Annotated in this window: 21 protein-coding genes and 1 pseudogene; 8 read left to right on the top strand and 14 right to left on the bottom strand. The window is 60.4% G+C overall.

Translation table 11 applies throughout. The features are described 5' to 3' along the window. Nucleotides 1-221: 221 nt before the first annotated feature. Both mnmA and CFU_RS18905 read right to left on the bottom strand, forming a co-directional pair. Nucleotides 222-1,343 carry a tRNA 2-thiouridine(34) synthase MnmA gene (gene mnmA / locus CFU_RS18910; RefSeq protein WP_014007613.1) on the bottom strand — a complete coding sequence of 374 codons (1,122 nt, stop codon included), beginning with the start codon at nucleotides 1,341-1,343 and terminating at the stop codon, nucleotides 222-224. After that, nucleotides 1,336-1,821: an NUDIX hydrolase gene (locus tag CFU_RS18905; protein ID WP_014007612.1), complete on the bottom strand. Its 486-nt coding sequence runs from the start codon at nucleotides 1,819-1,821 to the stop codon at nucleotides 1,336-1,338. The genes mnmA and CFU_RS18905 overlap by 8 nt, the downstream gene beginning before the upstream one ends. Nucleotides 1,822-2,149: 328 nt before the next feature. Between CFU_RS18905 and CFU_RS18900 the strand changes: the two genes are divergently transcribed. The 4 genes from CFU_RS18900 to CFU_RS18885 all read left to right on the top strand — a co-directional run bounded on the left by CFU_RS18900 (nucleotide 2,150) and on the right by CFU_RS18885 (nucleotide 5,523). Beyond that, nucleotides 2,150-3,265 (top strand): Re/Si-specific NAD(P)(+) transhydrogenase subunit alpha, encoded by a 1,116-nt coding sequence (locus CFU_RS18900; RefSeq protein WP_014007611.1) that lies wholly within the window; start codon nucleotides 2,150-2,152, stop codon nucleotides 3,263-3,265. Nucleotides 3,266-3,345: 80 nt separating this feature from the next. Next, the gene (gene panD, locus CFU_RS18895; RefSeq protein WP_041742412.1) at nucleotides 3,346-3,708 is read left to right on the top strand and encodes an aspartate 1-decarboxylase; all 363 of its coding nucleotides are present in this window, start codon (nucleotides 3,346-3,348) and stop codon (nucleotides 3,706-3,708) included. Between the two features lie 55 nt (nucleotides 3,709-3,763). Then, entirely contained in the window at nucleotides 3,764-4,090 is a 327-nt protein-coding gene (locus CFU_RS18890) for an NAD(P) transhydrogenase subunit alpha (protein WP_014007609.1), read from the top strand. Beyond that, a complete protein-coding gene (locus tag CFU_RS18885) occupies nucleotides 4,087-5,523 on the top strand; it encodes an NAD(P)(+) transhydrogenase (Re/Si-specific) subunit beta (RefSeq protein ID WP_014007608.1) in 1,437 nt (478 codons plus the stop codon). The genes CFU_RS18890 and CFU_RS18885 overlap by 4 nt, the downstream gene beginning before the upstream one ends. Nucleotides 5,524-5,599: 76 nt before the next feature. Here CFU_RS18885 and CFU_RS18880 read toward each other — a convergent pair whose 3' ends face one another. The 5 genes from CFU_RS18880 to CFU_RS18860 are packed head-to-tail and all read right to left on the bottom strand — an operon-like array spanning nucleotide 5,600 to nucleotide 10,638. Continuing rightward, nucleotides 5,600-6,799, bottom strand: coding sequence for an FAD-dependent monooxygenase (locus CFU_RS18880; protein WP_014007607.1), 1,200 nt, complete (start codon nucleotides 6,797-6,799; stop codon nucleotides 5,600-5,602). Then, nucleotides 6,796-7,452: an HAD family hydrolase gene (locus CFU_RS18875; RefSeq protein ID WP_041742410.1), complete on the bottom strand. Its 657-nt coding sequence runs from the start codon at nucleotides 7,450-7,452 to the stop codon at nucleotides 6,796-6,798. Before CFU_RS18875 ends, CFU_RS18880 begins: the two co-directional genes overlap by 4 nt. Nucleotides 7,453-7,457: 5 nt before the next feature. After that, nucleotides 7,458-8,810, bottom strand: a complete 1,353-nt coding sequence (locus tag CFU_RS18870; protein ID WP_014007605.1) for an aminopeptidase P N-terminal domain-containing protein — start codon at nucleotides 8,808-8,810, stop codon at nucleotides 7,458-7,460. 45 nt (nucleotides 8,811-8,855) lie between these two features. After that, nucleotides 8,856-9,563, bottom strand: a complete 708-nt coding sequence (gene murU, locus CFU_RS18865; RefSeq protein ID WP_014007604.1) for an N-acetylmuramate alpha-1-phosphate uridylyltransferase MurU — start codon at nucleotides 9,561-9,563, stop codon at nucleotides 8,856-8,858. 22 nt (nucleotides 9,564-9,585) lie between these two features. Continuing rightward, nucleotides 9,586-10,638: an aminoglycoside phosphotransferase family protein gene (locus CFU_RS18860; RefSeq protein ID WP_014007603.1), complete on the bottom strand. Its 1,053-nt coding sequence runs from the start codon at nucleotides 10,636-10,638 to the stop codon at nucleotides 9,586-9,588. A gap of 182 nt (nucleotides 10,639-10,820) precedes the next feature. Here CFU_RS18860 and CFU_RS18855 point away from each other — a divergent pair, with 182 nt between their 5' ends. The 4 genes from CFU_RS18855 to rsmA all read left to right on the top strand — a co-directional run bounded on the left by CFU_RS18855 (nucleotide 10,821) and on the right by rsmA (nucleotide 16,603). After that, the gene (locus CFU_RS18855) at nucleotides 10,821-13,172 is read left to right on the top strand and encodes an LPS-assembly protein LptD (RefSeq protein ID WP_148264887.1); all 2,352 of its coding nucleotides are present in this window, start codon (nucleotides 10,821-10,823) and stop codon (nucleotides 13,170-13,172) included. Between the two features lie 68 nt (nucleotides 13,173-13,240). Continuing rightward, entirely contained in the window at nucleotides 13,241-14,620 is a 1,380-nt protein-coding gene (locus CFU_RS18850; protein WP_238531344.1) for a peptidylprolyl isomerase, read from the top strand. 33 nt (nucleotides 14,621-14,653) lie between these two features. Beyond that, nucleotides 14,654-15,724 (top strand): 4-hydroxythreonine-4-phosphate dehydrogenase PdxA, encoded by a 1,071-nt coding sequence (gene pdxA / locus CFU_RS18845; RefSeq protein ID WP_014007600.1) that lies wholly within the window; start codon nucleotides 14,654-14,656, stop codon nucleotides 15,722-15,724. A gap of 105 nt (nucleotides 15,725-15,829) precedes the next feature. Further along, nucleotides 15,830-16,603 (top strand): 16S rRNA (adenine(1518)-N(6)/adenine(1519)-N(6))-dimethyltransferase RsmA, encoded by a 774-nt coding sequence (rsmA, locus tag CFU_RS18840; protein ID WP_041742407.1) that lies wholly within the window; start codon nucleotides 15,830-15,832, stop codon nucleotides 16,601-16,603. A gap of 43 nt (nucleotides 16,604-16,646) precedes the next feature. Here the strand turns inward: rsmA and CFU_RS18835 are convergent, their stop codons facing one another. The 7 genes and pseudogenes from CFU_RS18835 to glyS form a co-directional block, all read right to left on the bottom strand. After that, on the bottom strand, nucleotides 16,647-19,448 hold the full coding sequence (locus tag CFU_RS18835) for a YadA C-terminal domain-containing protein (RefSeq protein WP_041742405.1): 2,802 nt from the start codon (nucleotides 19,446-19,448) through the stop codon (nucleotides 16,647-16,649). A gap of 33 nt (nucleotides 19,449-19,481) precedes the next feature. After that, a pseudogene (locus tag CFU_RS25590) lies at nucleotides 19,482-19,562 on the bottom strand (ESPR-type extended signal peptide-containing protein); the annotation flags it as partial. Nucleotides 19,563-20,001: 439 nt separating this feature from the next. Next, nucleotides 20,002-20,412 carry a lactoylglutathione lyase gene (gene gloA / locus CFU_RS18830; RefSeq protein ID WP_014007597.1) on the bottom strand — a complete coding sequence of 137 codons (411 nt, stop codon included), beginning with the start codon at nucleotides 20,410-20,412 and terminating at the stop codon, nucleotides 20,002-20,004. Nucleotides 20,413-20,499: 87 nt separating this feature from the next. After that, a complete protein-coding gene (locus CFU_RS18825; protein WP_014007596.1) occupies nucleotides 20,500-21,465 on the bottom strand; it encodes a M48 family metallopeptidase in 966 nt (321 codons plus the stop codon). Between the two features lie 20 nt (nucleotides 21,466-21,485). Further along, nucleotides 21,486-22,229 carry a lysophospholipid acyltransferase family protein gene (locus tag CFU_RS18820; protein WP_014007595.1) on the bottom strand — a complete coding sequence of 248 codons (744 nt, stop codon included), beginning with the start codon at nucleotides 22,227-22,229 and terminating at the stop codon, nucleotides 21,486-21,488. Nucleotides 22,230-22,287: 58 nt separating this feature from the next. After that, complete coding sequence (gene gmhB, locus CFU_RS18815; RefSeq protein WP_014007594.1) at nucleotides 22,288-22,845, bottom strand: D-glycero-beta-D-manno-heptose 1,7-bisphosphate 7-phosphatase; 558 nt, start codon at nucleotides 22,843-22,845, stop codon at nucleotides 22,288-22,290. A gap of 110 nt (nucleotides 22,846-22,955) precedes the next feature. After that, nucleotides 22,956-25,076 (bottom strand): glycine--tRNA ligase subunit beta, encoded by a 2,121-nt coding sequence (gene glyS / locus CFU_RS18810; RefSeq protein WP_041743687.1) that lies wholly within the window; start codon nucleotides 25,074-25,076, stop codon nucleotides 22,956-22,958. Between the last annotated feature and the right edge of the window lie 6 nt (nucleotides 25,077-25,082).

The following is a 25,082-nucleotide window of genomic DNA, read 5'->3' as shown; positions in this document are numbered from 1 at the left end:
CATCGATGAAACAAAGTGTAGAGGCTTCACGATCAACAATAAATGGCCATATTGGAAATTGACTGTTCCTAAAATGGCAATAATAAAAAGGAACTTTTTGGTGCAATGCGCAACCCAATTACGTTAGGCAGGAATGGAAATCAGCGCGAACCAGGACAGGCGGCTGTAGCGGGACGCTGGTTTTGCATCAGGAAGATGCAAAACCAGGAAAAAACCGGAAATCAGGCGATGTTGCCGGATGATTCGATGATGCCGCCGCCGAGGCAGATATCGCCATCGTACAGCACGGCAGATTGTCCAGGAGTGACGGCCCACTGCGGATCGCTGAAACTGAGCGCGAAATTTTCCGCTTCAGGCAACCGCAGGCTGTCAAACGTGCAAGCCATGTCGGCTTGCCGGTAGCGTGTCTTGGCCGACAGCTGGCCGCTGCCCGGCGCTTCTCCCGCGACCCAGCTGAGCTGGCCCGCCTGCAGCGTCGACGACAGCAGCCATGGGTGATCATGGCCCTGAACGATGTACAAAGTGTTGTTTTCCACATCTTTCCTGGCGACATACCAGGGATCGCTGTCGCCGCCGGCATTCTTGTGCGTTTTCATGCCGCCCAGGCCGATGCCCTTGCGCTGGCCCAGCGTGTAAAAACTCAAGCCGACATGCTCGCCCACCACATCGCCATCGGGTGTCTTCATCGGCCCCGGTTTATATGACAGGTAGCGGTTCAGGAATTCACGGAACGGCCGTTCGCCGATAAAGCAGATGCCGGTCGAATCCTTCTTCTTGGCGTTCGGCAACTGGATCTGCTCGGCGATCTTGCGCACTTCGGTTTTCTGGATTTCGCCCAGCGGGAACAAGGTGCGCGACAGCTGCGACTGGTTCAGGCGGTGCAGGAAATAACTCTGGTCCTTGCTGGCGTCGACCGCCTTCAGCAGTTCGAAGCGGCCGGAATCGGCCTGCCGCACGCGCGCGTAGTGGCCGGTGGCGATCAGGTCCGCGCCCAGTTTCATGGCATGGTCGAGGAAGGCCTTGAACTTGATTTCGGCATTGCACAGCACGTCCGGGTTGGGCGTGCGCCCGGCCTGGTACTCGCGCAGGAATTCGGCGAATACCCGGTCCTTGTACTCGGCGGCGAAATTGACTGCTTCGATATCGACACCGATCACATCGGCCACGCTGACCGCATCGATCCAGTCCTGCCGCGTCGAGCAGTATTCGGAATCGTCGTCATCTTCCCAGTTCTTCATGAACAGGCCGATCACTTCATAACCCTGCTGTTTCAGCATCCACGCCGAAACGGAGGAATCGACCCCGCCCGACATGCCGATGACCACGCGTTTTTTACTAGACATGGGCCACCCCGCAGGCGCTTGGATGGGTGTTCAGCATGGACAGCGGCGCGCGCTGGCCGCGCAGGTAATCGTCGATGCACAGCAGCACTTGCGGACTGCGGTGGCGTTCCGGACAGGCCGCCAGTTCGTCGCGCGACATCCACAGGGTGCGCAAGATGCCATGGTCGAGCGCCTGATCGTGGCGGGCGCCAAGGTCGCCGCAGAACGCGAAACGCAAGTAAGTGACCGCTTTGCCGGTGCGCACCGATACATAACGCGCCATGTACATGCCGACCAGCGCGGTAGGGGTGAAGTCATGCGCCGTTTCTTCCAGCGTTTCGCGCACGACCGCCTGCGCCAGCGACTCGTTGGGATCGAGATGGCCGGCTGGCTGGTTGATGCGGATGCCGTCACTGGTCGCTTCTTCAATCAGCAAGAAGCGCCCGTCGCGCTCTATGATCGCGGCAACTGTGACGGCGGGTTTCCAAACGTCAGTCATAAATTCCTCGGTTAATCCGATATTTTAACTTGCCTGCCGGTTTTCGATGAGAAGCCGGCCAGAAGCAGGGGGCAGCGGGCCAAGGATGGCGCCTGCAGCGTCCTAGCACGAAAGCGGAGGTGATTGTAGCCATATTCGCAACGACGGATTAATTTTAGGATAAATAACCTACATCAAGACCTCTGGTTGTTGAGCCGCAATTTTTCCGTGTAAGATTCCATACAGCTAATTGACAAGGCAGACTTTAAGCGCCGCCTGGCCTCGACGGGTGGCGAGTTATCCTGTCCTCGGCAAATCCAAAGAATTCTTAACATAGTGGGAGAAGTACATGAAAATCGGCATCCCCGCCGAGACGCGGCCTGGCGAAACCCGGGTTGCTGCGACTCCGGAGACGGTAAAGAAGCTGGTGGCGGCCAAACACCAGGTGCTGGTGCAGTCTGGCGCGGGCATTTCGTCCAGCATCACCGACGAAGCTTACGCTGCGGCCGGCGCCGAGGTAGTCACCGCGGCGGCGGCATTCGGCGTGGAAACCGTGCTCAAGGTGCGTGCCCCCAGCAGCGACGAACTGGCGTTGCTGAAAAGCGGCACGGTCGTGGTCGGCATGTTGAACCCTTTTGATGCCGACAATATTGCTGTTATGGCAAGCCATGGCCTGACCGCCTTCGCGCTGGAAGCGGCGCCGCGCACTTCGCGTGCGCAATCGATGGACGTGCTGTCGTCGCAAGCCAACATCGCCGGCTACAAGGCGGTGCTGATGGCGGCCAATACCTATCAGCGTTTCATGCCGATGCTGATGACCGCCGCCGGCACCGTGAAAGCGGCGCGGATGCTGATCATGGGCGCCGGTGTTGCTGGTTTGCAAGCAATCGCCACCGCCAAGCGCCTCGGCGCCGTGATCGAAGCTTCCGATGTGCGGCCTGCAGTGAAAGAACAGATCGAGTCGCTCGGCGCGAAATTCCTGGACGTGCCTTTCATCACCGATGAAGAAAAGGAAATCGCCCAGGGCGTGGGCGGCTACGCGCGGCCGATGCCGGCCGACTGGATGCGGCGCCAGGCCGAGCTGGTGCATGAACGCGCCAAGCAGGCCGACATCATCATCACCACCGCCCTGATTCCCGGCCGCAAGGCGCCGGTGCTGATCAGCGAAGACACCGTCAAGGCGATGAAGCCGGGTTCGGTGATCCTCGACATGGCGGTTGACCAGGGCGGCAACTGCCCGCTGTCGGAAAGCGGAAAAACTGTCATCAGGCACGGCGTCCACATCATCGGCGAAGGCAACCTGGCGGCGCTGGTGGCGGCCGACGCTTCGGCGCTGTATGCGCGCAACCTGCTCGATTTCCTCAAGCTGATCATCAACGCCGAAGGCGGCCTGGTGATCAACCGCGAGGACGATATCGTGGCCGCCACCTTGCTGTGCAGCGGCGGCGAAGTGCTGCGCAAATAAAATTAATCAATGGTTGTAAAGGGGCGACCAGGCTTTGGCCTGGGGCTCTTTGTAAAGACATAAAATTGGAGAAACAAGATATGCAACGCATCATGCTGCGCGCCAAGATCCATCGCGCAACCGTCACCCAGGCTGACCTGCACTACGAGGGCTCTTGCGGGATCGATGAAGACCTGCTGGAAGCGGCCGACATCCGCGAGTTTGAAAAGATCGAGCTGTACAACGTCAACAACGGCCAGCGTTTCTCGACTTATGCGATCCGCGGCAAGCGCGGCAGCGGCGAGATTTCCCTGAACGGCGCGGCTGCCCGCTGCGCCCACCTGGGCGACCTGCTGATCATCTGCACCTATGCTCCGCTTTCGAATGAAGAGGCCGGCAGTTACGTGCCGAAAGTGGTGTTTGTCGACGACAACAACCGGATTACCGGCCTGAAGAAAATCTAAGGCGAAGCGCCAGCTGCGCAAATCGGCGGCGCTGTCCTTCTATCAAGGGGAAACCATGGAAGTCACGCACACCATCACCAACCTGATCATTTTCGTACTGGCGATCTACGTCGGTTACCACGTGGTCTGGACCGTTACACCGGCACTGCATACGCCGCTGATGGCAGTCACCAACGCCATTTCCGCCATCATCATCATCGGCGCCATGCTGGCGGCCGGCCTGACCGAAGGCATCGTCGGCCAGATCGCCGGCACGCTGGCGGTGGCGCTGGCGGCCGTCAATGTATTCGGCGGCTTCCTGGTGACCCAGCGCATGCTGGAAATGTTCAAGAAAAAAGAGCCTAAGGCAAAACCTGCCGCCAAAGAGGGAGCGCAGCAATGAGCATGAACCTGGTGACCTTGTTGTACCTGATCGCCTCGGTCTGCTTCATCCAGGCGCTCAAGGGTTTGTCGCATCCGTCTTCGGCGCGGCGCGGCAATGCATTCGGCATGGCCGGCATGGCGATCGCGGTGGTGACCACGATTGCCCTGATCGTCAAGCTGAAGGCTGAATCGCAGGGAGCCGGCCTCGGCTTCTGGCTGGTGGCCGGCGGCGTGGTGGTAGGCGGCGGCATCGGCGCCATGCTGGCCAAGCGGGTCGAGATGACCAAGATGCCGGAGCTGGTGGCGGCGATGCACTCGCTGATCGGCCTGGCGGCAGTGTGTATTGCGGTCGCCGCGGTGTCGGAGCCTTGGGCTTTCGGTATCGCTGCGCACGGCGAAGCACTGCCGACCGGCAACCGCATCGAACTGTTCATCGGCACCTTCGTCGGCGCGATTACCTTCTCCGGTTCGGTGATCGCTTTCGGCAAACTGTCGGGCAAATACAAGTTCCGCCTGTTCCAGGGCGCGCCGGTGAGTTTCCGCGGCCAGCATTTCATCAACCTGCTGCTGGCGGTGGCGATGATCGGCCTCGGCATCATTTTTGTACTGACCCAGGCCTGGCTGCCGTTCATCCTGATGGCGCTGATCGCTTTCATCCTCGGCGTGCTGATCATCATCCCGATCGGCGGCGCCGACATGCCGGTGGTAGTTTCGATGCTCAACAGCTATTCCGGCTGGGCGGCTGCCGGCATCGGCTTCTCGCTGAACAACTCGATGCTGATCATCGCCGGTTCGCTGGTCGGCTCGAGCGGTGCAATCCTGTCCTACATCATGTGCAAGGCCATGAACCGCTCGTTCTTTAACGTCATCCTGGGCGGCTTCGGCGGCGATGCGGCGGCTGCCACCGGCGGCGCGGCGCAACAGCAGCGGCCGGTGAAATCCGGTTCGGCCGATGACGCCGCTTTCCTGATGGGCAATGCGGAAACCGTGATCATCGTCCCGGGCTACGGCCTGGCGGTGGCGCGCGCGCAGCACGCCTTGAAGGAGCTGACCGAGAAGCTGACGCACAAGGGCGTGATCGTCAAATACGCGATCCACCCGGTGGCGGGGCGCATGCCTGGCCACATGAACGTGCTGCTGGCGGAAGCGGAAGTGCCTTACGACCAGGTGTTCGAGATGGAAGACATCAACGGCGAATTCGCCCAGGCCGACGTGGTGCTGGTGCTGGGCGCCAACGATGTCGTCAATCCTGCCGCGAAAGATCCGAAATCGTCGATCGCCGGCATGCCTATCCTGGAAGTCTATAAAGCCAAGACCGTGATCGTCAACAAGCGCTCGATGGCTGCCGGCTATGCCGGGCTCGACAACGAACTGTTCTACATGGACAAGACCATGATGGTGTTCGGCGACGCCAAGAAGGTGATTGAAGATATGGTGAAAGCAGTTGAATAGACGCTGACTGTTCTCGTTAAAAAAGCCGCATCAGGTAAAACTGCTGCGGCTTTTTTATCGTGCGAGCGGGCGTGATTCAGCGTCGGCCAAACATCATTTGCTGCGCCAGCAGGCGCCTGGCGGGTTTCACCACATCGACCAGCCCCAGCGATAAACCGAGCAGGGTTTGCGACAGGGCGCCGTCGGGAGCGCTGGCGAAGATGCGCGCCATGACGTCGGTGAGGTGGATGGTCAAACTTCGGTCTGTCTTTCTGGCCAAGGCAAACTGATGCAGCGCATCTGGCCCGATATTTGGCCCAATGCTGCCGGCCTCGCTGGCCAGCAAACGCGCCAGCACCGTGGCGTCGCGCAGACCCAGGTTCAAACCCTGGCCGGCGACCGGGTGTAGGGTTTGCGCGGCATTGCCGATGGCGACGGTCCTGGCGGTGGCTGCCGGGCGCGCATTCAGGCCGAGCGGGAAACTGTTGCGGGCCGAGGTTTTGGTAAATCGCCCGAGGCGGCCGCCGAAAGCCTGCGCCAGCGCAGCCAGGAACGCCGCATCGTCCAGCGCCAGCAGTTCGTTTGCCATGGCGGGGCGCACACACCATACCAAGGCATAGTTGTTGCCGTGACCGTCATCCTGCGGCAGCAGCGCCAGCGGACCCTGGTCGGTAAAGCGTTCGAATGCGCGGTGCGCAACCGGCGCGCTGCTCTGGACGTGGGCGACGATGCCAATCTGCTGGTAGTCGCGCTGCAGCGACTTGTCGTCCTGGGCGCCGAACAGGCCGCCTTCGGCCTGCACCAGCAGTTTGCTGCGCAGCGTACGGCCGTCCGACAATTGCAGTTCCACAGCGTCGTCTTGTTCGGTGCTGGAACTGACTTGCACCGGTCTCAGCAAATGGACGGCGGCCAGCGCCGGCAATGCAGCCAAGGCGGTGACCAGGGTGCCGTAACGCGTGACGTAGCCAAGCGCCGGCAGCTGGAATTCTTCGCGCTGGATCAGGGTGCGGCCGAAATGCGCGCGGCGCGATACGTGGATCTGGTGGATGGCAGTGGCCGCAATCGGCCAGGCGCCGACCTCTTGCAGGATCTGGCGGCTGCCGTAGGACAGTGCAATCGAGCGCGGATCCTGCCTTGCCTGCTCGACCGTCTTGGCGTCGATCAGGGCAATGCGGTCGGCGGCCACGCCGCGCTTGACCAGCAAGGCGGCCAGGCATAGGCCGACCGGACCGGCGCCGCAGATGGCGATATCGACTTCGGCCCGCTGCTGATCAATATGCTCAGTGGATTGACTCATGCCGGCAAACCCCAGTTGCGCAGCTGGGCCGCGGTGGCGGCAGGATCAGTATGGTGGATGGCGCGCCAGCCGAGTGCGCGCGCGGCCTCGACGTTGCGCTGGACGTCGTCGATGAATATCAGATGCTGCGCCTGCGCAGCCGGATAATGCTTGCGGATGCGCTCCAGCATGCGCTGGTAAATGCGGGCATCGGGCTTGATCAGTTTTTCCTCGCCGGACACCAGCACATCCTTGAAACGCTGCAGCACGGGCTGGAACGGATGGGTGTTGCGGGCGTAGGGAAAAGTTTCGGCCGACCAGTTGGTCAGCGCATACAGCGGTACGCCGGCGCTTTCCAGCGCCTCGAAAATCGCCATGCCTCCGGCCAGGGTGCCGCCCAGCATTTCGGTCCAGCGTGCATAGAAAGCGCCGATCAGCTGCGCATGATCCGGATGGCGCGCGCTCAGCGCAGCGGTCGCTTCGCTCAGTGAACGGCCGCCATCCTGCTGGACATTCCATTCGCCATTGCAGATATTGGCGAGGAACCACTGGCGTTCGGCTTCGTCGGCGATCAGCTTGCGGTACAGGTAGTCCGGATTCCAGTCGAACAGAACGCCGCCGAGGTCGAATACGACGATGGTGGGAGCTGTAGTTGCCGCAGTCGTGTGTGCCATGGACGTCACTTGCGCATCAACGCTTCGATCTCGGCCACCGCTGTCGGGACGTCGCTGGTCAGGTTGAGGTTGCCGTCGGCGGTGACCAGGATGTCGTCTTCAATGCGGATGCCGATATTCCAGTATTGCTCCGGCACGCCTTCGGCGGGACGCACGTAGATGCCGGGTTCGACCGTGGTCACCATGCCAGGCTGCAGCTTGCGCCACGGTTTTTGCTGGCCTTCGGGAGCCGCTTCGCCAGGTTCGCCGTTTTTTTCACGATATGCGCCAACGTCGTGCACGTCCAGGCCTATCCAGTGCCCGGTGCTGTGCATGTAGAACTGGCGGTAGTCTCCGTTGGCGATCACATCGTCGAGCGTGCCGGTCTTGTTCTTGTCGAGCAGGCCGGTATCCAGCATGCCCTGCGCCAGCACCCGCAGCGCCGCGTTGTGGCCGTCGATGAAGCGCTGTCCCGGCCGGGTGGCGGCGATCGCCGCGTGCTGCGCCGCCAGCACGATTTCGTACAAGGTTTTCTGCGGGCCGGAGAAGACGCCGTTGGCCGGGAAGGTGCGGGTGATGTCGGACGCATAGCTTTCGAATTCACAGCCGGCATCGATCAGCACCAGGTCGCCGTCCTTCAGTTCGGTGTTGCCGGCGCGGTAGTGCAGCACGCAAGCGTTGGCGCCGGTAGCGACGATCGAGGTATAGGCAGGCGATTCGGCGCCGTTGCTGCGGAATTCATGCAGGATTTCCGCTTCCAGGTGGTACTCGCGCAGGCCGGGGCGCGCCATGCGCATCGCGCGGCAATGGGCGCCGGCGGCAATTTGCCCCGAGCGCTGCATGATCGCGTGTTCTCCCGCATCCTTGAACAGCCGCATTTCGGCCAGCAGGGGATCCAGGCTATGGATGGTGGACGGTGCGCTGATGCCGACGCGGGCCTGGCCGCCGAGCTTGTCGAGCCAGCCTTGCAACTGGGCGTCGCGCTTGGCTTGTTTGCCTAGCGCGTAAAAAATTGCGGGTGCATCGGCCAGCAGTTTCGGCATTTCTTCGTCGATGGCGTCAATGGCGTAGGCGGCATCGAAACCGAGCTGTTCGCGCGCGGCGTCGGGGCCGAAACGAAAGCCGTCCCAGATTTCCCGTTCCAGGTTTTTTTCGCGGCAAAACAAGACAGCCTTGGGATCCTTGCCGGCGACCAGCACGATCACGGCATCCGGTTCGGTGAAACCGGACAGGTAATAGAAACTGCTGTCGTGGCGGTAAAGGAAATCGGAATCGGCGTTGCGGGCTGCCTCGGGCGCGGTCGAGACAATCGCGACGCCGCCGCCCATGGCCTGCATTTGCGCAATCAGTTTGCTGCGGCGTGTGCTGTAAGGAGTCATGCTGGCGTCTTTCTGGAGTAGGTTGGTCTGCTGCCGCTTTGTCGTCTACAGCGGCGCGTTCAGTTGATTCAGGCGTTCGATGGTGCCGACGTCGGTCCATTCGCCGCGATATATCTCGCCGCCGATCTGGCCGCGCGCGGCGTATTCGCGCAACAGGGTAACCAGTTTTTCCGGCTGGCCGGCGTTGACGGCGTCGAACATGTCCGGGCGATATACGCCGATGCCGGAGAACGTGTAGGTATGGCCAGCTTCGCCATCGTTGCTGACGGAAAAACTGTGCAGGCCGAAATCGCCTTGCGGATGGTGCGGCGGATTCTTTACCAGGTAGAGCCAGGCATTGTCGCGCTTGTCCAGGGCATATGGCTGGCCCCAGATGTCATTATCTTCCAGCGTATGCTTGACCTGTGCGAAATCGAAATGCGGGCAGTAGACATCGCCTGCAATCGCCACGAACGGCGCCTCGCCCAGCAGGTGGCGGGCGTTGGCGATGCCGCCGGCTGTTTCCAGCGCCACCGCTTCCGGCGAATAGGCGATGGTCGCGCCGAATTTGCTGCCGTCGCCCAGCGTGTCTTCGATCATCTGCCCGAGGTGGGCGTGATTGATCACGATCTCGGTAATGCCGGCGCGCACCAGGTTGACGATGTGCCAGACGATCAGCGGCCGGCCGCGCACCTTGAGCAAGGGTTTGGGAGTGGTGTCGGTCAGCGGGCGCATGCGCTCTCCGCGGCCGGCGGCAAAAATCATGGCTTTCATGGATGTTTTGTCCTGGCTGCCATCAGAAGGTATAACCGACTTGCACGGTCTTGTCTTCCAGCTTGTCCAGCAACCGCACCAGCGGAATCAGCTCGCGGTAGCGCAGCGCGGTCTTGCGGACGTAATCCATGACCAGCGGGATGTCTTTCAGGTAGGCTTCCTTGCCGTCGCGGTGATACAGGCGCGCGAACAGGCCGAGTATCTTCAGGTGCCGCTGCAGTCCCATGTATTCGAAGTCGCGGTAGAAGCTGTCGATATCCGGGGCGACCGGCAGGCCGGCGCGCTTGGCGCGTTCCCAGTAGCGGATCATCCAGTCGAGCACTTGCGCTTCGTCCCACTGGATGTAGACATCGCGCAACAGCGAGACGATGTCGTAGGTGATCGGGCCGTACAGCGCGCCCTGGAAATCCAGTACGCCGGGATTGCCGGCCGGCAGCACCATCAGGTTGCGCGAGTGGTAATCGCGGTGGATGAATACCTGCGGCTGCGCCAGGTTGTTGGCCAGGATGGCGTCGAACACCTGGTTCAGATCCGTGGTTTGCTGGTCGGTCAGCGTTGCCTTCAGGTGTTTGCCCAAATACCATTCGGGAAATATTTGCAATTCTCGCAACAGGAAGGCGCGGTCGTATTCCGGCAAGACGTCGGGCTGGCTCTTGGTTTGCAGCAACACCAGGGCGTCGATGGCGTCCATATACAGTTTCGGTGCGCTGTCGTCGTTCAGTTGCTGCAGGTAGGTGGTGGAGCCGAGGTCGGACAGCAGCAGGAAACCGCGTTCGACATCTTGCGCCAGGATTGCCGGCACCGACAGGCCGATGCCGGCGAGCAGCCCGGCAATCTCGATGAACGGCCGCACATCTTCTTGCGGCGGCGGCGCATCCATGATGATCAGTGTGCCGCCGTCAGCCGTGCCTGGAGCGGCCGCATCAACCCTGAAATAGCGCCGGAAACTGGCGTCGGCAGAGGCAGGGCGGAGGGTTGCAGGGAGGGTCGGGACGGCGCTGAGCGCAGTTAACCATTCGACAATTTGGGTCTGACGCAGATCAGGCAAAGCAGGGGCAGACGGGGACAAAGGCATTGAGCAATCCAGTATTACGGTTATCGGTGGTGAGTTCCCATATAATAAGGGATTAATTTCAAAAAATCGCCTGCTATGGTGTTTGCCAAATTCATTTCATGACCCGGTCCTCCTCAGCGCTCCCTAAGCAATCCCAGTCACGTCCAGGTCGGGCCGCGTCCCAATTGCCGGCCTTGCGGCGCATGACTGTCCTGGTGGCTTCGGTCGTCGCGGCGGCGTCCATGCCTGTGTGGGCATGGGCACAAACGACTGAAACGGTCACGCCGACTGTCCCCACCACCCAAAACAGCACCAAGCCGCCGCGCGTCAACGATAGCGATGCGCCGACCACGGTAGAGGCCGAGCAGATGACCGGCCGCCCGGACCGGCTGATCAACCTGGATAACGATGTCGACATGACGCGCGGCGAGACCAACGTCAAGTCCAACAAGGCGACTTACCGGATTGTAGAAAACGAGGCGGAAGCGCACGGCTGCGTGCGCATGAACCGCTACGGCGACAAGTACACCGGCGACGACCTCAAACTGAACATGGATTCCGGGCAAGGTTTCCTGACCAACCCGACCTACTGGTTCAAGGCCAATGACGGCCACGGCAGCGCGGAACGCATCGATTTTATCGATGAGGACAAATCAAAGATCATCACCGGCACTTACACCACCTGCCCGAGCACCAAGCCGGACTGGTATATCAAGTCGAGTACGCTGGATGTCGACAGCGGGCTGGGCGAAGGGGTTGCCCACAACGGCGTGCTGTATTTCAAGAGCGTGCCTATCCTTGGTTCGCCGGTGCTGTCATTTCCCTTGTCGAACGAGCGCCAGTCCGGTGTCTTGCCGCCGGTTATAGGGACCACCAACAACGGCGGTTTTGAGTTCAACCTGCCTTATTATTTCAATATCGCCCCTAACCGCGATTTCACGCTGTACCCCAACATCATTACCCAGCGCGGTTTGCAAATGGGCGGAGACGCACGCTACATAGGGGATGGCTACAGCGGCCAGACCAAGATCGAGTACCTGCCGGACGACAAGCTGACCAAGACCAACCGTTATGCCGTGCAGTCGATCCATTCGCAGACGCTGGCGCCCGGTTTGACCATGGGCTGGAATGTCAATTTTGCTTCGGATAACAATTACCCCGACGATTTCACGCGTTCGATTACCCAAAGTTCTGCACGCGTACTGAACCGGGAATTCGATTTGAACTATAGCGGTTCATTCTGGAGCGTGGCGGCACTGGCTTCGCGCTATCAGGTATTGCAGGATTTCGATGCCAATGGAAATCCGACGTTGAGCCGTCCATATGACCGCCTGCCTCAAGTTACCGTGGCTGCAGCCAAGCAGGATATTTACGGGTTTGACTGGAACGTGACCGCGCAATACACCCGCTTCAGGAATAGCCAATACGACTTCCCGCAAGGCAGCGGCACGACGCAAGCCAGCACGCTGCTGTTGCCGTTGGGCGGCGACCGTATTTATATCAACCCCCAGCTTTCCTATCCGATCATCCGTCCTGGTTATTTTATTACACCGAAGATCCAGCTGGATGCGACCTCCTATAGCATCACGCCGAATAAATTTGGCGTACCTAATCCGCTTGTTTCCCCAACTCCAGCGGATCAGGCGCCGATCGGCAATAACTTTAACCGGGTACTGCCCACCTTCTCGCTGGACAGCGGTTTGATTTTCGAGCGCGACGCCAAGTTTTTCGGCAACCAGATGACGCAGACATTGGAGCCGCGCCTGTTCTATGTGCGTACTCCCTACCGTGACCAGAGCCAATATCCATTGTTTGATAGCGGCGTTGCGGATTTCAATTTTGCTCAGATTTTCACTGAAAACCGATATACCGGCCATGACCGCATCGGCGACGCCAACCAGTTGACCGCCGCAGTGATTTCGCGCTTTATCGAGGAATCAGGCATAGAACGCTTGCGCCTGGGTATCGGCCAGCGTTTTTACTTTACCCCGCCGCGCGTTACATTGGGGGGAACTACCGACACGATCACCACCAGCCGCTCGGATTTGCTGCTGACGGCGGGCGGGCAGGTGACCCAGGCGCTCGGCATCGACAATACGATCCAGTACAGCCCGAGCAATAACCAGTGGGTGCGCGCCAGCTCCAACATCAAATGGCAGCCGGGCCCGAAAAAAGTCATCAATTTTTCCTACCAGCTGGATCACAACAACGTCGACCCGCTGCTGCTGGACAATAAATACCTGAAGCAATTCGACGTATCCGCCCAATGGCCGCTGAGCCGCCGCTGGTATGGCGTCGGCCGCGTCAGTTATTCCTTGCAGGAAAAGACAGTTGGCCAAAGCCTGCTCGGGCTGGAATACAAAGCGGATTGCTGGGTGTTCCGCGTGGTCGGCCAGCGTACGCCGACCTCGTCAACCCGCTCGACTACGGGTATATTCGTGCAACTTGAGTTGAATGGTTTGTCAAGCATCGGGTCCAATCCGATCCAAGCCCTGCGCAGCAGTGTCCCAGGTTATCAGAATGTTAATCAACCCGACTCTTTCATCAGCCGTTGAATCCGTCATTTTCACTTATGAACGTTTTTCCAATTATGCGTAAAACCAATCAAATCCAACTCGCTGCAATGGCATTCTCGCTGTTGTCCGTTACTGCCGGCGGCGCCTGGGCCCAAGCCGCATCGACGGCGCAAACCGCGCCGCCGGCGGTTGCGCCAACTGCCGCGCCGGCCGCCAAGCCAGCTGCGGCGAAAGCCAATCCGCAGACTGTCGACGCGATTGTCGCAGTGGTCAACACGGACGTGATTACCCAGCAGGAATTGGCCAAGCGCATGAGCGACGTGACGCAACGCATGCGTGCCCAGAACATCGAATTGCCGCCTGTGGCCGAACTGCAGAAGCAATTGCTGGAACGCATGATCCTGGAGCGCGCCGAAGTGCAACTGGCGAAAGAAAACGGCTTGTCGGTGGACGACGTCATGCTGGACCGGGCGATCAGCCGGATCGCCGAACAGAATAAATTGTCGATGGGCGATTTCCAGAAGCAACTGGCGCAGGACAAGATTCCTTACGCCTCCTTCCGCGAAGAAATTCGCCAGGAAATGCTGTTGCAGCGCTTGCGTGAACGCGAAGTCGACAACAAGATCCAGATTTCGGAATCGGAAGTCGACAACTATATCGCCGCTGAAAACGCCAACAAGCAAACCGCGCAGGAACTCGACCTGGCGCAGATCCTGGTCCGGGTGCCGGAAAACGCCTCGGCCGAGCAGATTGCACAACGCGCCAAGCGCGCCGAAGAAGCCATGCAGCAGATCAAGTCCGGCGGTAATTTCGCCGCCGTCGCCGCTGCTTATTCCGACGCCAGCGACGCCCTGACCGGCGGCGATATGGGCTGGCGCGCACAGGACCGCCTGCCGGCGCTGTTTGTGGAAGCGGTCGCGAACCTGAATCCGGGCCAGGTGTCGAGCATCCTGAAAAGCGCCAACGGTTTTCATATCATCAAGCTGGTCAACAAGCGTGCAGCTGCCGCGGCAGCCGCGACCGATACGGCAGCAGCGCCGGTCCAGCAGACCCATGTGCGCCATATCCTGATCAAGGTGACGCCAACCGTGACGGCGACAGAAGCGCGCCGCCGCCTGGCCGACCTGAAGGAACGTATCGACAACAAGGTGGCGACCTTTGAAGATCTGGCCAAATTGTATTCGAACGATTTGTCGGCCTCCAAGGGCGGTGACCTGGGCTGGGTTTACCCGGGCGACACCGTACCCGAATTCGAACGCGCGATGGATGCGCTGAAACCGGGCCAGATCAGCGATCCGATCGAGTCGCCGTTCGGCTACCACCTGATCCAGGTGGTGGAGCGCAAGGCCAACGATGTATCGAAGGAACGCCAGCGCCTGACGGCGCGGTTGGCGATTCGTGAACGTAAGACCGAAGAAGCTACTAACGACTGGCTGCGCCAACTGCGCGACCGGACCTATGTGGAATACCGCGGCGACGACCGTTGATTGCGGCGCACCAGCCAGCCTTGAGAGTAGTGCATGTCTGAATCATCCGCCGTTCTGCTGAAACCGCAAAGGCGGCCGATACTGGCCGTCACTTGCGGCGAACCGGCGGGCATCGGCCCTGAGGTATCGATCAGGGCGGCCTGGCAGTTGCGCGATGAAATCAACAGCGTGCTGATCGGCGACGCCGCTTTCCTGGCGATGATCGCGGCCGAGATCGACCCGCAGATCCGGCTCGTAGCGTTGTCGCAGCAGGCCTTGCGCAACAACGGTTTGCCGAATTTTCCTCCTGGCCAGATCGCAGTGATCGATTGTCCGCTCGATGCGCATGTGCAGCCGGGCCTGCTGAATGCACGCAACGGCCGCGCCGTGTTGCGCACGCTGGATATCGCCATCAACGGCGCGCAGCAGGGAATTTTCGACGGCATGGTCACCGCACCGCTGCAGAAAAGCACGATCAATGACGCCGGCGTGCCGTTCACCGGCCATACCGAATACCTCGCCGAGAAGAGCGCAACGGCGCAGGTGGTCATGATGCTGGCCACCGACCGCACCACACCGCCGTTGCGGGTGGCGTTGGCGACTACTCACCTGGCCCTGAAAGACGTGGCGGCGGCGCTCACTTTTGACAGCCTCAGCCACACTATCGACATCCTGCACGCCGACCTGCAGAAAAAATTCGGCCTGGCGCAGCCGCGCATCCTGGTGACGGGCCTGAATCCGCATGCCGGCGAGGGCGGTTACCTGGGACGCGAAGAAATCGATATCATCGCGCCGGCGCTGGAAGCCGCAAAAGCGCGCGGCATCGCCGTCAGCGGCCCTTATCCGGCTGATACCCTGTTCCAGCAAAAATACCTGGCGGACGCCGATTGCGTGCTAGCGATGTATCATGACCAGGGCTTGCCGGTACTGAAATACGCCAGTTTTGGACACGGCATCAACATCACGCTGGGCTTACCGTTCATCCGCACTTCGGTGGATCATGGCACGGCGCTGGATCTCGCTGCAGCCGGCCTGGGCCGCGCCGACCACGGCAGCATGCTGGCGGCGCTGAGCGTTGCAGCGCAGATGGTGCGCGTAGGGTGGGCACATCGTGCCCACGCGTGACCGCGATAACCGGAGAGCGGTCCCAAGCAGCGCCGAAACAGGTATGTACGTGGCGTGAATTCACGCGTGGGCACGGTGTGCCCACCCTACCAATTAAAGAAAAATATGAAGAATCACATTCCCCGCAAGCGCTTCGGCCAGAACTTCCTGACCGACGACACCGTGCTGTACAACATCATCAGCGCGATAGATCCGCAAGCCGACGACAACATGGTCGAGATTGGGCCAGGCCTGGCAGCGATGACGCGTTTGCTGCTGGAATCGCTGCGGCAGTTGCATGTGGTCGAACTGGATCGCGACCTGGTGGCGCGCCTGCAAAAGAATTTCGATCCGGCGCGCCTGCATGTGCATTCCGCCGATGCGCTGAAATTCGATTTCAACAGCATTCCGCTGAACGGCGGCAAAAAATTGCGCGTGGTCGGCAATCTGCCTTACAACATCTCCAGTCCCTTGCTGTTTCATCTGGCGGAAATCGCGCCGCAAGTGCAAGACCAGCACTTCATGCTGCAAAAGGAAGTGGTGGAACGCATGGTCGCCGCGCCGGGCAGCAAGGCTTTTGGCCGTTTGTCGGTGATGCTGCAATGGCGCTATACCATGCAGCTGATGTTCATCGTGCCGCCGACGGCATTTGATCCGCCGCCGCGAGTGGAATCGGCCATCGTACGGATGATCCCTATTGCCCAGCCGCTGGCTTGCGACCAGAAGAAACTGGAAGACGTGGTGCTGAAAGCTTTCACGCAAAGGCGCAAGGTGATCAGGAACTGCCTGGCCGGCATGTTTACCGAGAACGAGCTGATCGATGCTGGCGTCGATCCGCAAGCGCGGCCGGAAACCATAGCGATGGAATTGTTTGTAGCGTTAGCTAACCGCCTGCCGTGAAGATCCCGTCTCTCGCTGGCGAGAGACGGGATACGTTCCTGCCTTACCAGCCGAAACTGACGCCGACCGTACCGCTCGATTCGCCGCCGCTGGCAATCGAGCCGCCGATCAGCAGCGCGCCCCTGTTGGAGATGCGTTTGGCGTAACCTAACGATAGTGCCGTTTGTCCGCCATAACCGCCGAGCGCCGCACTGACGCGGTTTTCGTTGGCGGGAGCTGCGGCGATGGCGCCCGCCATGCCGGCCATCGCGCTGGCCATGGCGCCGATCCGGCTGATCCGCTTGTTGACCTTGTCAAAGCGCTGGTCGACATTGCCCTTGAACTCGTTGAAGTCGCTCTGACTAACCTTGTCCGCCATCTTGCTATCGGTATATTGATTAGCGCTGCTTAAAGTCTGTTTATCGCCGGCATCGGCATAGTCCCGGACTTCTTCGATTTGATCCTGGGTGGCGATATCCTTGCCGCTGTCAGCCTCCGCTTTGACGCCGCTGGCCGCTGGCGCAGCCTCACGCGACATTTTCGCAACTGGCTTGCTGTCTTGTGCCGCTGCCGGCGTGTGGCCGCTTTCCAGATCGCTGACGCGATTGCCGAGAGAGTCCAGGGCGCCGTCCAGGGCGCCGAACGCATCGCCGACAGTGTGGTAGTTGCCGCCCTGGATAGCGAAAATCGGACCGGTAAACCCGTTTGCTCCCATCATCGCGCCGCCGCCCAGGATGCTGGCAACGCTGTCGAGACTGCCGCTGAGGCTGCCAACGGCGCTGTTCATTTGCTGTACGTTGACGGCGTCATAATCTTCCGTCCCGGCTTGCACGTTGGTGATCTGGCGCGTGCTCCCGGTCAGGCTGTTGCCGACCGATACGGTATTGTCGCGGTCTGCGTAGGAGAGCAGTCCCAGGGCCACCGAGCCATTGCCGCTGGCGGTCGCACGTGGGCCGATGGCGACACTGTTGTCGCCGTTGGCGCGCGCGCTGGCTCCCAAGGCAATGCTGTTCCGGCCAACGGCAGTGGTGCTCTCAATCACCCCGGGGTCGTCGCCGTCTATAAATTGATAGCTGCCGCCAATCGCTACCGAGCTATTGCCTTCGGCCACGGTTGCCGCTCCCAAGGCGAGGCTGCCGCTGCCATAGGCTAATGCAGAAGTACCCATGGCAATGCCGCTGGCTTGGGTTGCGGCGTCGGTGCCAATGGCGATGCCGCCGCCGGCAGGATGCATCGCGCGCGCGTTGGCGCCGATGGCGATATTGGCGTCGCTGTCAGGATCTGAAACGGCGGTGGCGCCGGCACCCAACGCCAGCGAACCCGTTCCGGCGGCCAAGGTGCTGGTGCCGAATGCGCTGGCACCGTCACCCACTGCTGATGCCGACGAGCCCGCCGCCATGCTGTTGTCGCCTGAGGCCGTGGCATTGTTGCTGCCATCGTTGCTGCCGCTGACCGCAAAATAATGACTGGCGCTGCTCACGCTGTCAGCCATGGCATCCAATTGCGCCTTGTTGATGGCATCGCCAGCTTCCGTACCCGCTGCGACATTGGCAATCTGACGCTGGTTGCCGGCACTGCCGACCGACACCGAGTTGGCGCGGTCAGCCACGGAATCGACCCCCAGCGCGACACTATTGTTGGCTTCGGCCCGGCTGGCGGCGCCGATTGCGCTGCTGTTGATCGCCAGCGCTGCAGCACTTGCGCCGAAAGCGGCACTGTGATCTTCAGCGGCATAGGACTGTGAACCGACGGAAGTAGAGCGGTAAGCTTTGGCGACGCTGTCGGCACCCAAGGCACTGCTTTCCAGGGCCATGGCGTTGGCGTTAATGCCGACCGCGACCGAACCGATGCCGGCGGCCCGAGCGCTGGCACCGATGGCGCTACTGCCGTAGGCAGTCGCATTTGCGTCGCCGCCAAAAGCGCTGCTCGCCTCTCCCAGCGCCTGAGCGTTGCTGCCTGCCGCGATGCTATAGTTGCCTCCGGCCAGGGCGTGGGCGCCGAATGCCGATGCGCCAATCCCTGCTGCGCTGCTAAATGCGCCTGCCGCTGAGGCATCGACATTGCTTGCCATGCTATTGGCGCCTATAGCGACGCTACGGGCGCTTTTGGCTGTGCTGAATTTTCCTATGGCAACGGCTGCTTCGTCGTTGGCCACAGCCGAATAACCGGAGGCAATGCTGTTGTCACCCCTGGCGACTGAGCCGTAACCGCTGGAGATGCTGTAATCGCCCAGGGCATGGCTTTGAGAACCGAGCGCCGCTGCGCCGGCCCCGGTGGCTGCTGCCTGGACGCCGATTGCGGCGGCGTTGTAGCCGCTGGCCAGGGCATTGTCGCTACCGTCGTTCTTGCCGTTGACCTGGAGGTAGCGCTGGCTGCTGCCGTCGCCTGCCAATAGCTTCACTTGCCCGAGATTGACCGCATCAGTGTCTCTGGTTCCGGCGGCAAGATTGGTGATCTGCCGTTCGCTGCCGGCTTTGCCTGCGGAGATGCTGTCGACGGCGTCGGGCATCGCGTTGCTTCCGGTTGTAGTGCGCGCGCCAGTGGCCTCGGCGGCCAGCTCGATGCCGGCAGCAGGGGAAGGTGTGGCAAACCGTGTACCGGCTTGCTCGCTGGCGTAAGGAGTCGGCGAGGTGGCGATCTGCTCTTGCCGCGCAACTGCAGAGCTGTCAGGATTGATTTTGGCAGTGCTGTCCTTGCAGTCATTCTTATCGTCGGCGTTGCGGTGGCGTTGTGTACGCTCGTCCGGGCCAAGGCAACTGCCTCGAAACTGGCTGCCGGCGCCTATCTCTTCTGTGGTTTCGGCATTGGCCAGCGCGGCGTCCGCTCCCAGCATGCCGAGGCTGACGGCGGCGATACGGATCAGCATTTTGGCGCGTCCTGTCTTGCGGGATGTGGATTTCCCTTTTGATTTTGCCAGTTCCGGGACGACACGGAAGATATTCGTAGATGCTTGCCAAACCACGCGATATGACTGATTCATGATGACTCCTTTTGTATGTTTTTTTGATAACTACAGTTGAAGCATGGAATGTATTTTTTCCCCCGTGAATAGGAAAATTCCGAGATTTCTGTAGGTTGTTTCCACGGCCGGACCAGGCGGCGAAGGAGCGATGTCAGAGCTGGCCGGATCGGCTTGAGCTTTGCGTTTTTAAAATGCAATGCGGCAGAAATTGCAGAGACGCGGGTTGACCAGCACTACGGCTGGAGAGAGAGTGCGGCGGAGGTGGGATCGATGAGGAGGCGGCAGGGCAAAGCCGCGCATGGTTCTTGTCTGGATCAGGCTGGCAGCAGGATGCGGTCAGTCCGGGAGATGGGGCGCCGTCGATGAATGATGTGCTGCAAAGCTGATGCTACAACACGTGTGTGCATGGTGCATAAAATACATCCGCCAGGCGGCGGATGATGATTGCTGTCGGAGCTTATAAAGTAGCGCTGGCGGAAATGCCATCCTTGCGTTCGATCAATTCGACTTTGTAGCCGTCGGGATCCTGCACAAAGGCAATGACGGTACTGCCTCCCTTGACCGGACCAGCTTCGCGCGTCACGTTGCCGCCTTGCGCCTTGACGTCGGCGCAGGCCTTGTAGGCATCCTCAACCGCCACCGCCAGGTGGCCGAAAGCTGTGCCCTGATCGTAGCTTTCGACGCCATAGTTATACGTCAGTTCGAGTTCTGCATGATCGGGATTGCTGCCGTAGCCGACGAACGCCAATGTGTATTTGTACTCCGGATTGTCGTTGGTGCGCAGCAGTTTCATGCCCAGCACCTTGGTGTAGAAATCGATGGAGCGTTGCAGGTTGCCGACGCGCAGCATGGTATGGAGGATTCGCATGGTTGTTCTCGATGGTTGGGAAGAGAGGTAATGCTTAGACTTACGCCGATATTTTAAATCGTGGGAACAAATCGGGCAGAGCTTGCCCTAGAAAACCGGCAGGGTTTCCTGGGCGCTGTCGCGCAGGGTTTTCCTGGCGGTTTCGAATTCAGGGAAAATCGATTGCACGGTGGCCCAGAAACGCGGGCTATGGTTCATCTCGCGCAGATGCGACAGCTCATGTGCAATCACATAGTCGATCAGCGGCAGCGCAAAATGCATCAGCCGCCAGTTCAGCCGGATCTTGCCTTCCGAAGTGCAGGATCCCCACTGGGTAGTCGCCGACGACAGCGCGAACGACTGGTAGGTGACGCCGAGTTTCTGGGCATAGATCGGCAGCCGTTCGGCAAATACGCGCTTGGCTTCCAGCTGCAGCCAGCCCAGCACGCGGTCCTTGAGCTGCTGCTCGCCGGCGTCGGCCGGCAGGCAGACGATCAGCTGGTCGCTGGTGTCGTCGAAGTGGATGCCGGCCTTCTGGGTGGCATGGATACGCAGGGTGATGCTGCGTCCCATATACGGCAGGGTCTCACCGTCGCGCCATTGCATTTGCGGCTGCATGCGGCGCGTCGAGCGGTCGCGGTATTCGCTCAGCTTGGTAAAAATCCAACGTTTCTTTTCGCGTATGGCGATTTCGATATCGCCCAGGGTCACCCACTTGGGAGCAGTGACGCGCAGGCCGTCATCGCTGATCAGGAAGCCGATGGAACGCCGTTTGGAACGCAGCAGGGTGTAGTCGAGCACATGTTCGCCGAAGCGCAGGCGGCGCTTGCCGGGCGCCAGGGCCGTCGGTTCGTCAGGTGCGAGGGCTTGCGGTTTTGGCTGCAAGCGTGGCTGCAACCCCGGCTGTGAATTGGCAGGCGGCGCCTCCACAGGCGGCGTGCTGGCGATCGCGTCGCTGGCAAACCCGTCGGCAAACAAGTCCAGTTGCAGCGCTTGCTGCTGCTGTGCCTTGCCCTGGGGCCGACCATGCGGTCCCAGGCGCGGCTTTGCTGGCTTTTGATGCAATAATTTCAATGGTGTCCAAACTGGAGGGGTTATTGCTGCTTGGAATAAACATGCGGTGAAATCACGCGCATTTCAGATTCTATCCAATTTTCGACTTTCGCCATCAGCTCGCTGCTATCCAGGCCTTCCGGTGAAATCGGCTTGCCGATCGAGACCGTGATCAGGCCCGGTTTCTTGATGAAGGAATTCTTTGGCCAGCACTCGCCGGCGTTGTGCGCGATCGGCACCACCACGGTGTTGGTTTCCACCGCCAGGCGCGTGCCGCCGTTCTTGTATTTGCCGGTCTGGCCAACCGGAATCCGCGTGCCTTCCGGGAACATGATGATCCATTGGCCGTCGGCCAGCCGCTTGCGTCCTTGCACCACCACTTGGGCGAAGGCGTCGCGGCCCTTGCTGCGGTCGATTGGAATCATGCGCAGCAAGGCGATGCCCCAGCCGAAAAACGGGATATAGGTCAGCGATTTCTTGAACACGAACACCAGCGGGCGCGGCGTCATCTGCAGCAGGAAAATCGTTTCCCATGCCGACTGATGTTTGCTCAGCACCACGGCAGGGGCGTCGGGGAAGTTTTCAAAACCCTTGACCTCGTAACGGATCCCGCAGATCACTTTGGCCATCCAGACCACGATGACATTCCAGCGCGCCGTCAGGTAATAGCGCCGGGCGTAAGGAAAGGGAGCGAATAAGAGGCAAGCCATCGACCAGACCACTGTCAGGATCGTCATCAGCAGGAAAAACAGTAGGGAACGTAAAAACAGGAAAAAACGCGACATGCAGACTCCAGGTATTTTTAAATAAGCTATCTTTTTGCAGGACAGAGCCGTCCGTTCATCAAACCGCCAGCTCCACCGGTTTCTTCAGCAGGAATTCAACCACCGCCGCCAGGTCAGGAAAAATCAGAGTGCCGGGCGGCAGGCCGCCTTTGTCGCGGGTCTTTTCGCCTTTGCCGGTGAGCACCAGGTAAGGTGCGCAGCCGGCGACAAAACCTGCCTGCAGGTCGCGCAGCGAATCGCCTACCGTCGCCACGCCGCCGCGCAGGCTGATCTCGAAGCGCTTGCCGATGTCGTGGAACATGCCAGCCTTGGGCTTGCGGCAATCGCAGTTGTCGTCGGCGGCATGCGGGCAAAAAAAGATGGCGTCGATTTCGGCGCCGACCAGCTGCGCTGCTTCATGCATTTTCTGATGGATGGCCATCAGGGTCGGCATGTCGAACAAGCCGCGCGCGATGCCCGACTGGTTGGTCGCCACCACCACCCGATAGCCTGCCTGGTTCAGGCGGGCTATGGCTTCCAGCGAACCTTTGATCGGGATCCATTCATCCGGTGATTTGATGAAGGCATCCGAGTCGTGGTTGATGACGCCGTCGCGGTCGAGGATGATTAATTTCATGGTGCATTGTATCCATTTGCGGGACAGAGTTTAAGAGCCACCGCAGCGTGGCGAATTACTCTGTCCTCAACTGATTAGACAGCACGGTTAAATCGCGAAGCAAACAATGTTTAAGCAGCCAGTTTGGAAATGTCGGCGACCTGGTTCAGCATTACATGCAGGTTCGCCAGCAACGCCAGGCGGTTGTTGCGCAATTGCTCGTCGTCGGCCATCACCATCACATCGTTGAAGAAACCGTCGACGTTTTCCCGCAGCCGCGCCAGTGCTTTCAAGGCGGTGCTGAAATCGCCCTTGGCAAAGGCGGCATCGACCTCCGGCTTGAGCGCATTCATCGCCGCGAACAGCGATTGTTCGGCGCTGTCGCGCAGCAGGTCTTGCTGCACCGTGCTGCCGACGCCTTCGGTCTTTTTCAGGATGTTGGTGATGCGCTTGTTGGCCGCGGCCAGCGCTTCCGCCTCTGGCAAGGCGGCAAACGCTTGCACCGCATCCAGGCGTTCGATGATGTTGTCGAGCCGCTCTGGCTGCTGCGCCACTACCGCTTCAATTTCGTTCGGCGCATAACCGCGTTCGCGCAGCAGGCCGCGCAGGCGGTCGTACAGGAACGGCAGTACGTCGCTGCCTGGATCCTTGAAGTTGCTGTTGCCGGCGAACTGCTGGGCGGCATTGCTTAGCAACTGCGTGAGCGATATCGGCAGGCGTTTTTCCAGCAGCATGCGCAGGATGCCCAGCGCATGACGGCGCAGGGCGAACGGATCCTTGTCGCCGGTCGGCTGCAAGCCGATGCCCCAGATCCCGACCAGGGTTTCCAGCTTGTCCGCCAGCGCCACTGCAACGCTGGTGTCGGTAGTGGGCAGGGCGTCGCCGGCAAAGCGCGGCTGGTAGTGTTCCGAAATGGCCAGGGCGACGTCGTCCGCTTCGCCGTCGTGGCGTGCGTAATAATTGCCCATGATGCCTTGCAGTTCAGGGAACTCGCCGACCATGTCAGTCAGCAGGTCGGCCTTGGCCAGCAGCGCCGCGCGTTCGGCCAGTGCGGCATCGCTGCCGAGCAGCGACGCAATCGCCGCGGCTAGGGTCTTGACCCGTTCTGTGCGCTGCAGCTGGTTGCCGAGCTTGTTGTGATAGACCACATTGGCCAGCAGAGGTACGCGTTCGGCCAGTTTCTTTTTCTGGTCCTGCTCGAAGAAGAACTTGGCGTCGGACAGGCGCGGGCGCACCACGCGCTCATTGCCTTCGATAATGTAGTGCGGTTCACTGGTCTGCAGGTTGGAGACAATCAGGAAACGCGAGCGCAGCTTGCCGGCGCTATCTGTCAGGGCAAAATACTTCTGGTTGGTCTGCATCGTCAGGATCAGGCATTCCTGCGGGACGCTGAGGAATTCGTCTTCGAATTTGCAGGCATACACCACCGGCCATTCAACCAGCGCCGTAACTTCGTCCAGCAGCGCTTCCGGCATCAGCACCTGGTCGTCGGCCGCAGACTTTTTTGCCCCTTCCAACAGGTCCTTGCGGATTTTTTCCTTGCGTTCGCTGAAGCTGGCGATGACTTTGCCTTGTTCGGCCAGCGTTACTGCGTAGCTGTCGGCGTCGGCCAGGGTGATGCGGCCTGGCGACAGGAAACGATGGCCTTCGGTCAGGCGGTCCGCATCCAGGCCGAGCAGGGTCAAAGGCAGTACCTGTTCGCCGTGCAGCGCCACCAGGCTGTGCGCCGGCCGCACAAAACGAACGGTATGGCCGGCCGCGTGGCCGTGCTGGCGCTGGTAGCTCATCACTTTCGGGATCGGCAATTTTGCCACGGTATCTTCCAGCACCACTTGCAAACCGGCAGGCAGCGCCACACCTTTGGCGGTATAGCTGTAGAAAAAACTTTCGGCCTTGCCGTCAGGTGCGCGTTCCAGTTCGGCCGGGGTAATCACCGCCTGGCGGCATTGTGCGGCCAGTGCCGCCAGTTTCTTGACCAGCGGCGCCGTGGCGCGGCCTTCGGCATCCAGCGCCACCGATACCGGCAGCACTTTTTCGCGCATGGTTTTATCGAGTGAGGTGGCGCGCACATTGCTGATGGCGACCGCCAGCCGGCGCGGCGTGGCGAAGGCAGTGGCGACGGCGCCGTCGTCCAGGAAATCGCGTGACTTCAAGCCGTTGAAAATACCGCTGGCAAAAGCATCGCCGAGTTTCGCCAATGCTTTCGGCGGCAGTTCTTCCGTGAAAATTTCAATCAGCAGGGTCTGGTTCAAAAGCGT

It is taken from the genome of Collimonas fungivorans Ter331 (assembly GCF_000221045.1).
Lineage (GTDB): Bacteria > Pseudomonadota > Gammaproteobacteria > Burkholderiales > Burkholderiaceae_D > Collimonas > Collimonas fungivorans_A.
The sequence above is the reverse complement of the archived record's forward strand: the minus strand, read 5'-3'. Positions and strand labels throughout refer to the sequence as shown.

What these genes read in the sequence shown, in the direction of transcription:
- CFU_RS18855 (WP_148264887.1), top strand. Translation starts at nt 10,821, where the DNA reads ATGACTGTCCTGGTGGCTTCGGTCGTCGCGGCGGCGTCCATGCCTGTG.
- murU (WP_014007604.1), bottom strand. Translation starts at nt 9,563, where the DNA reads ATGAAAGCCATGATTTTTGCCGCCGGCCGCGGAGAGCGCATGCGCCCG.
- panD (WP_041742412.1), top strand. Translation starts at nt 3,346, where the DNA reads ATGCAACGCATCATGCTGCGCGCCAAGATCCATCGCGCAACCGTCACC.
- CFU_RS18905 (WP_014007612.1), bottom strand. Translation starts at nt 1,821, where the DNA reads ATGACTGACGTTTGGAAACCCGCCGTCACAGTTGCCGCGATCATAGAG.
- gmhB (WP_014007594.1), bottom strand. Translation starts at nt 22,845, where the DNA reads ATGAAATTAATCATCCTCGACCGCGACGGCGTCATCAACCACGACTCG.
- CFU_RS18860 (WP_014007603.1), bottom strand. Translation starts at nt 10,638, where the DNA reads ATGCCTTTGTCCCCGTCTGCCCCTGCTTTGCCTGATCTGCGTCAGACC.
- CFU_RS18870 (WP_014007605.1), bottom strand. Translation starts at nt 8,810, where the DNA reads ATGACTCCTTACAGCACACGCCGCAGCAAACTGATTGCGCAAATGCAG.
- CFU_RS18875 (WP_041742410.1), bottom strand. Translation starts at nt 7,452, where the DNA reads ATGGCACACACGACTGCGGCAACTACAGCTCCCACCATCGTCGTATTC.
- CFU_RS18885 (WP_014007608.1), top strand. Translation starts at nt 4,087, where the DNA reads ATGAGCATGAACCTGGTGACCTTGTTGTACCTGATCGCCTCGGTCTGC.
- CFU_RS18900 (WP_014007611.1), top strand. Translation starts at nt 2,150, where the DNA reads ATGAAAATCGGCATCCCCGCCGAGACGCGGCCTGGCGAAACCCGGGTT.
- pdxA (WP_014007600.1), top strand. Translation starts at nt 14,654, where the DNA reads ATGTCTGAATCATCCGCCGTTCTGCTGAAACCGCAAAGGCGGCCGATA.
- CFU_RS18820 (WP_014007595.1), bottom strand. Translation starts at nt 22,229, where the DNA reads ATGTCGCGTTTTTTCCTGTTTTTACGTTCCCTACTGTTTTTCCTGCTG.
- mnmA (WP_014007613.1), bottom strand. Translation starts at nt 1,343, where the DNA reads ATGTCTAGTAAAAAACGCGTGGTCATCGGCATGTCGGGCGGGGTCGAT.
- CFU_RS18850 (WP_238531344.1), top strand. Translation starts at nt 13,241, where the DNA reads ATGGCATTCTCGCTGTTGTCCGTTACTGCCGGCGGCGCCTGGGCCCAA.
- CFU_RS18880 (WP_014007607.1), bottom strand. Translation starts at nt 6,799, where the DNA reads ATGAGTCAATCCACTGAGCATATTGATCAGCAGCGGGCCGAAGTCGAT.
- CFU_RS18890 (WP_014007609.1), top strand. Translation starts at nt 3,764, where the DNA reads ATGGAAGTCACGCACACCATCACCAACCTGATCATTTTCGTACTGGCG.
- rsmA (WP_041742407.1), top strand. Translation starts at nt 15,830, where the DNA reads ATGAAGAATCACATTCCCCGCAAGCGCTTCGGCCAGAACTTCCTGACC.
- gloA (WP_014007597.1), bottom strand. Translation starts at nt 20,412, where the DNA reads ATGCGAATCCTCCATACCATGCTGCGCGTCGGCAACCTGCAACGCTCC.
- CFU_RS18835 (WP_041742405.1), bottom strand. Translation starts at nt 19,448, where the DNA reads ATGCTGATCCGTATCGCCGCCGTCAGCCTCGGCATGCTGGGAGCGGAC.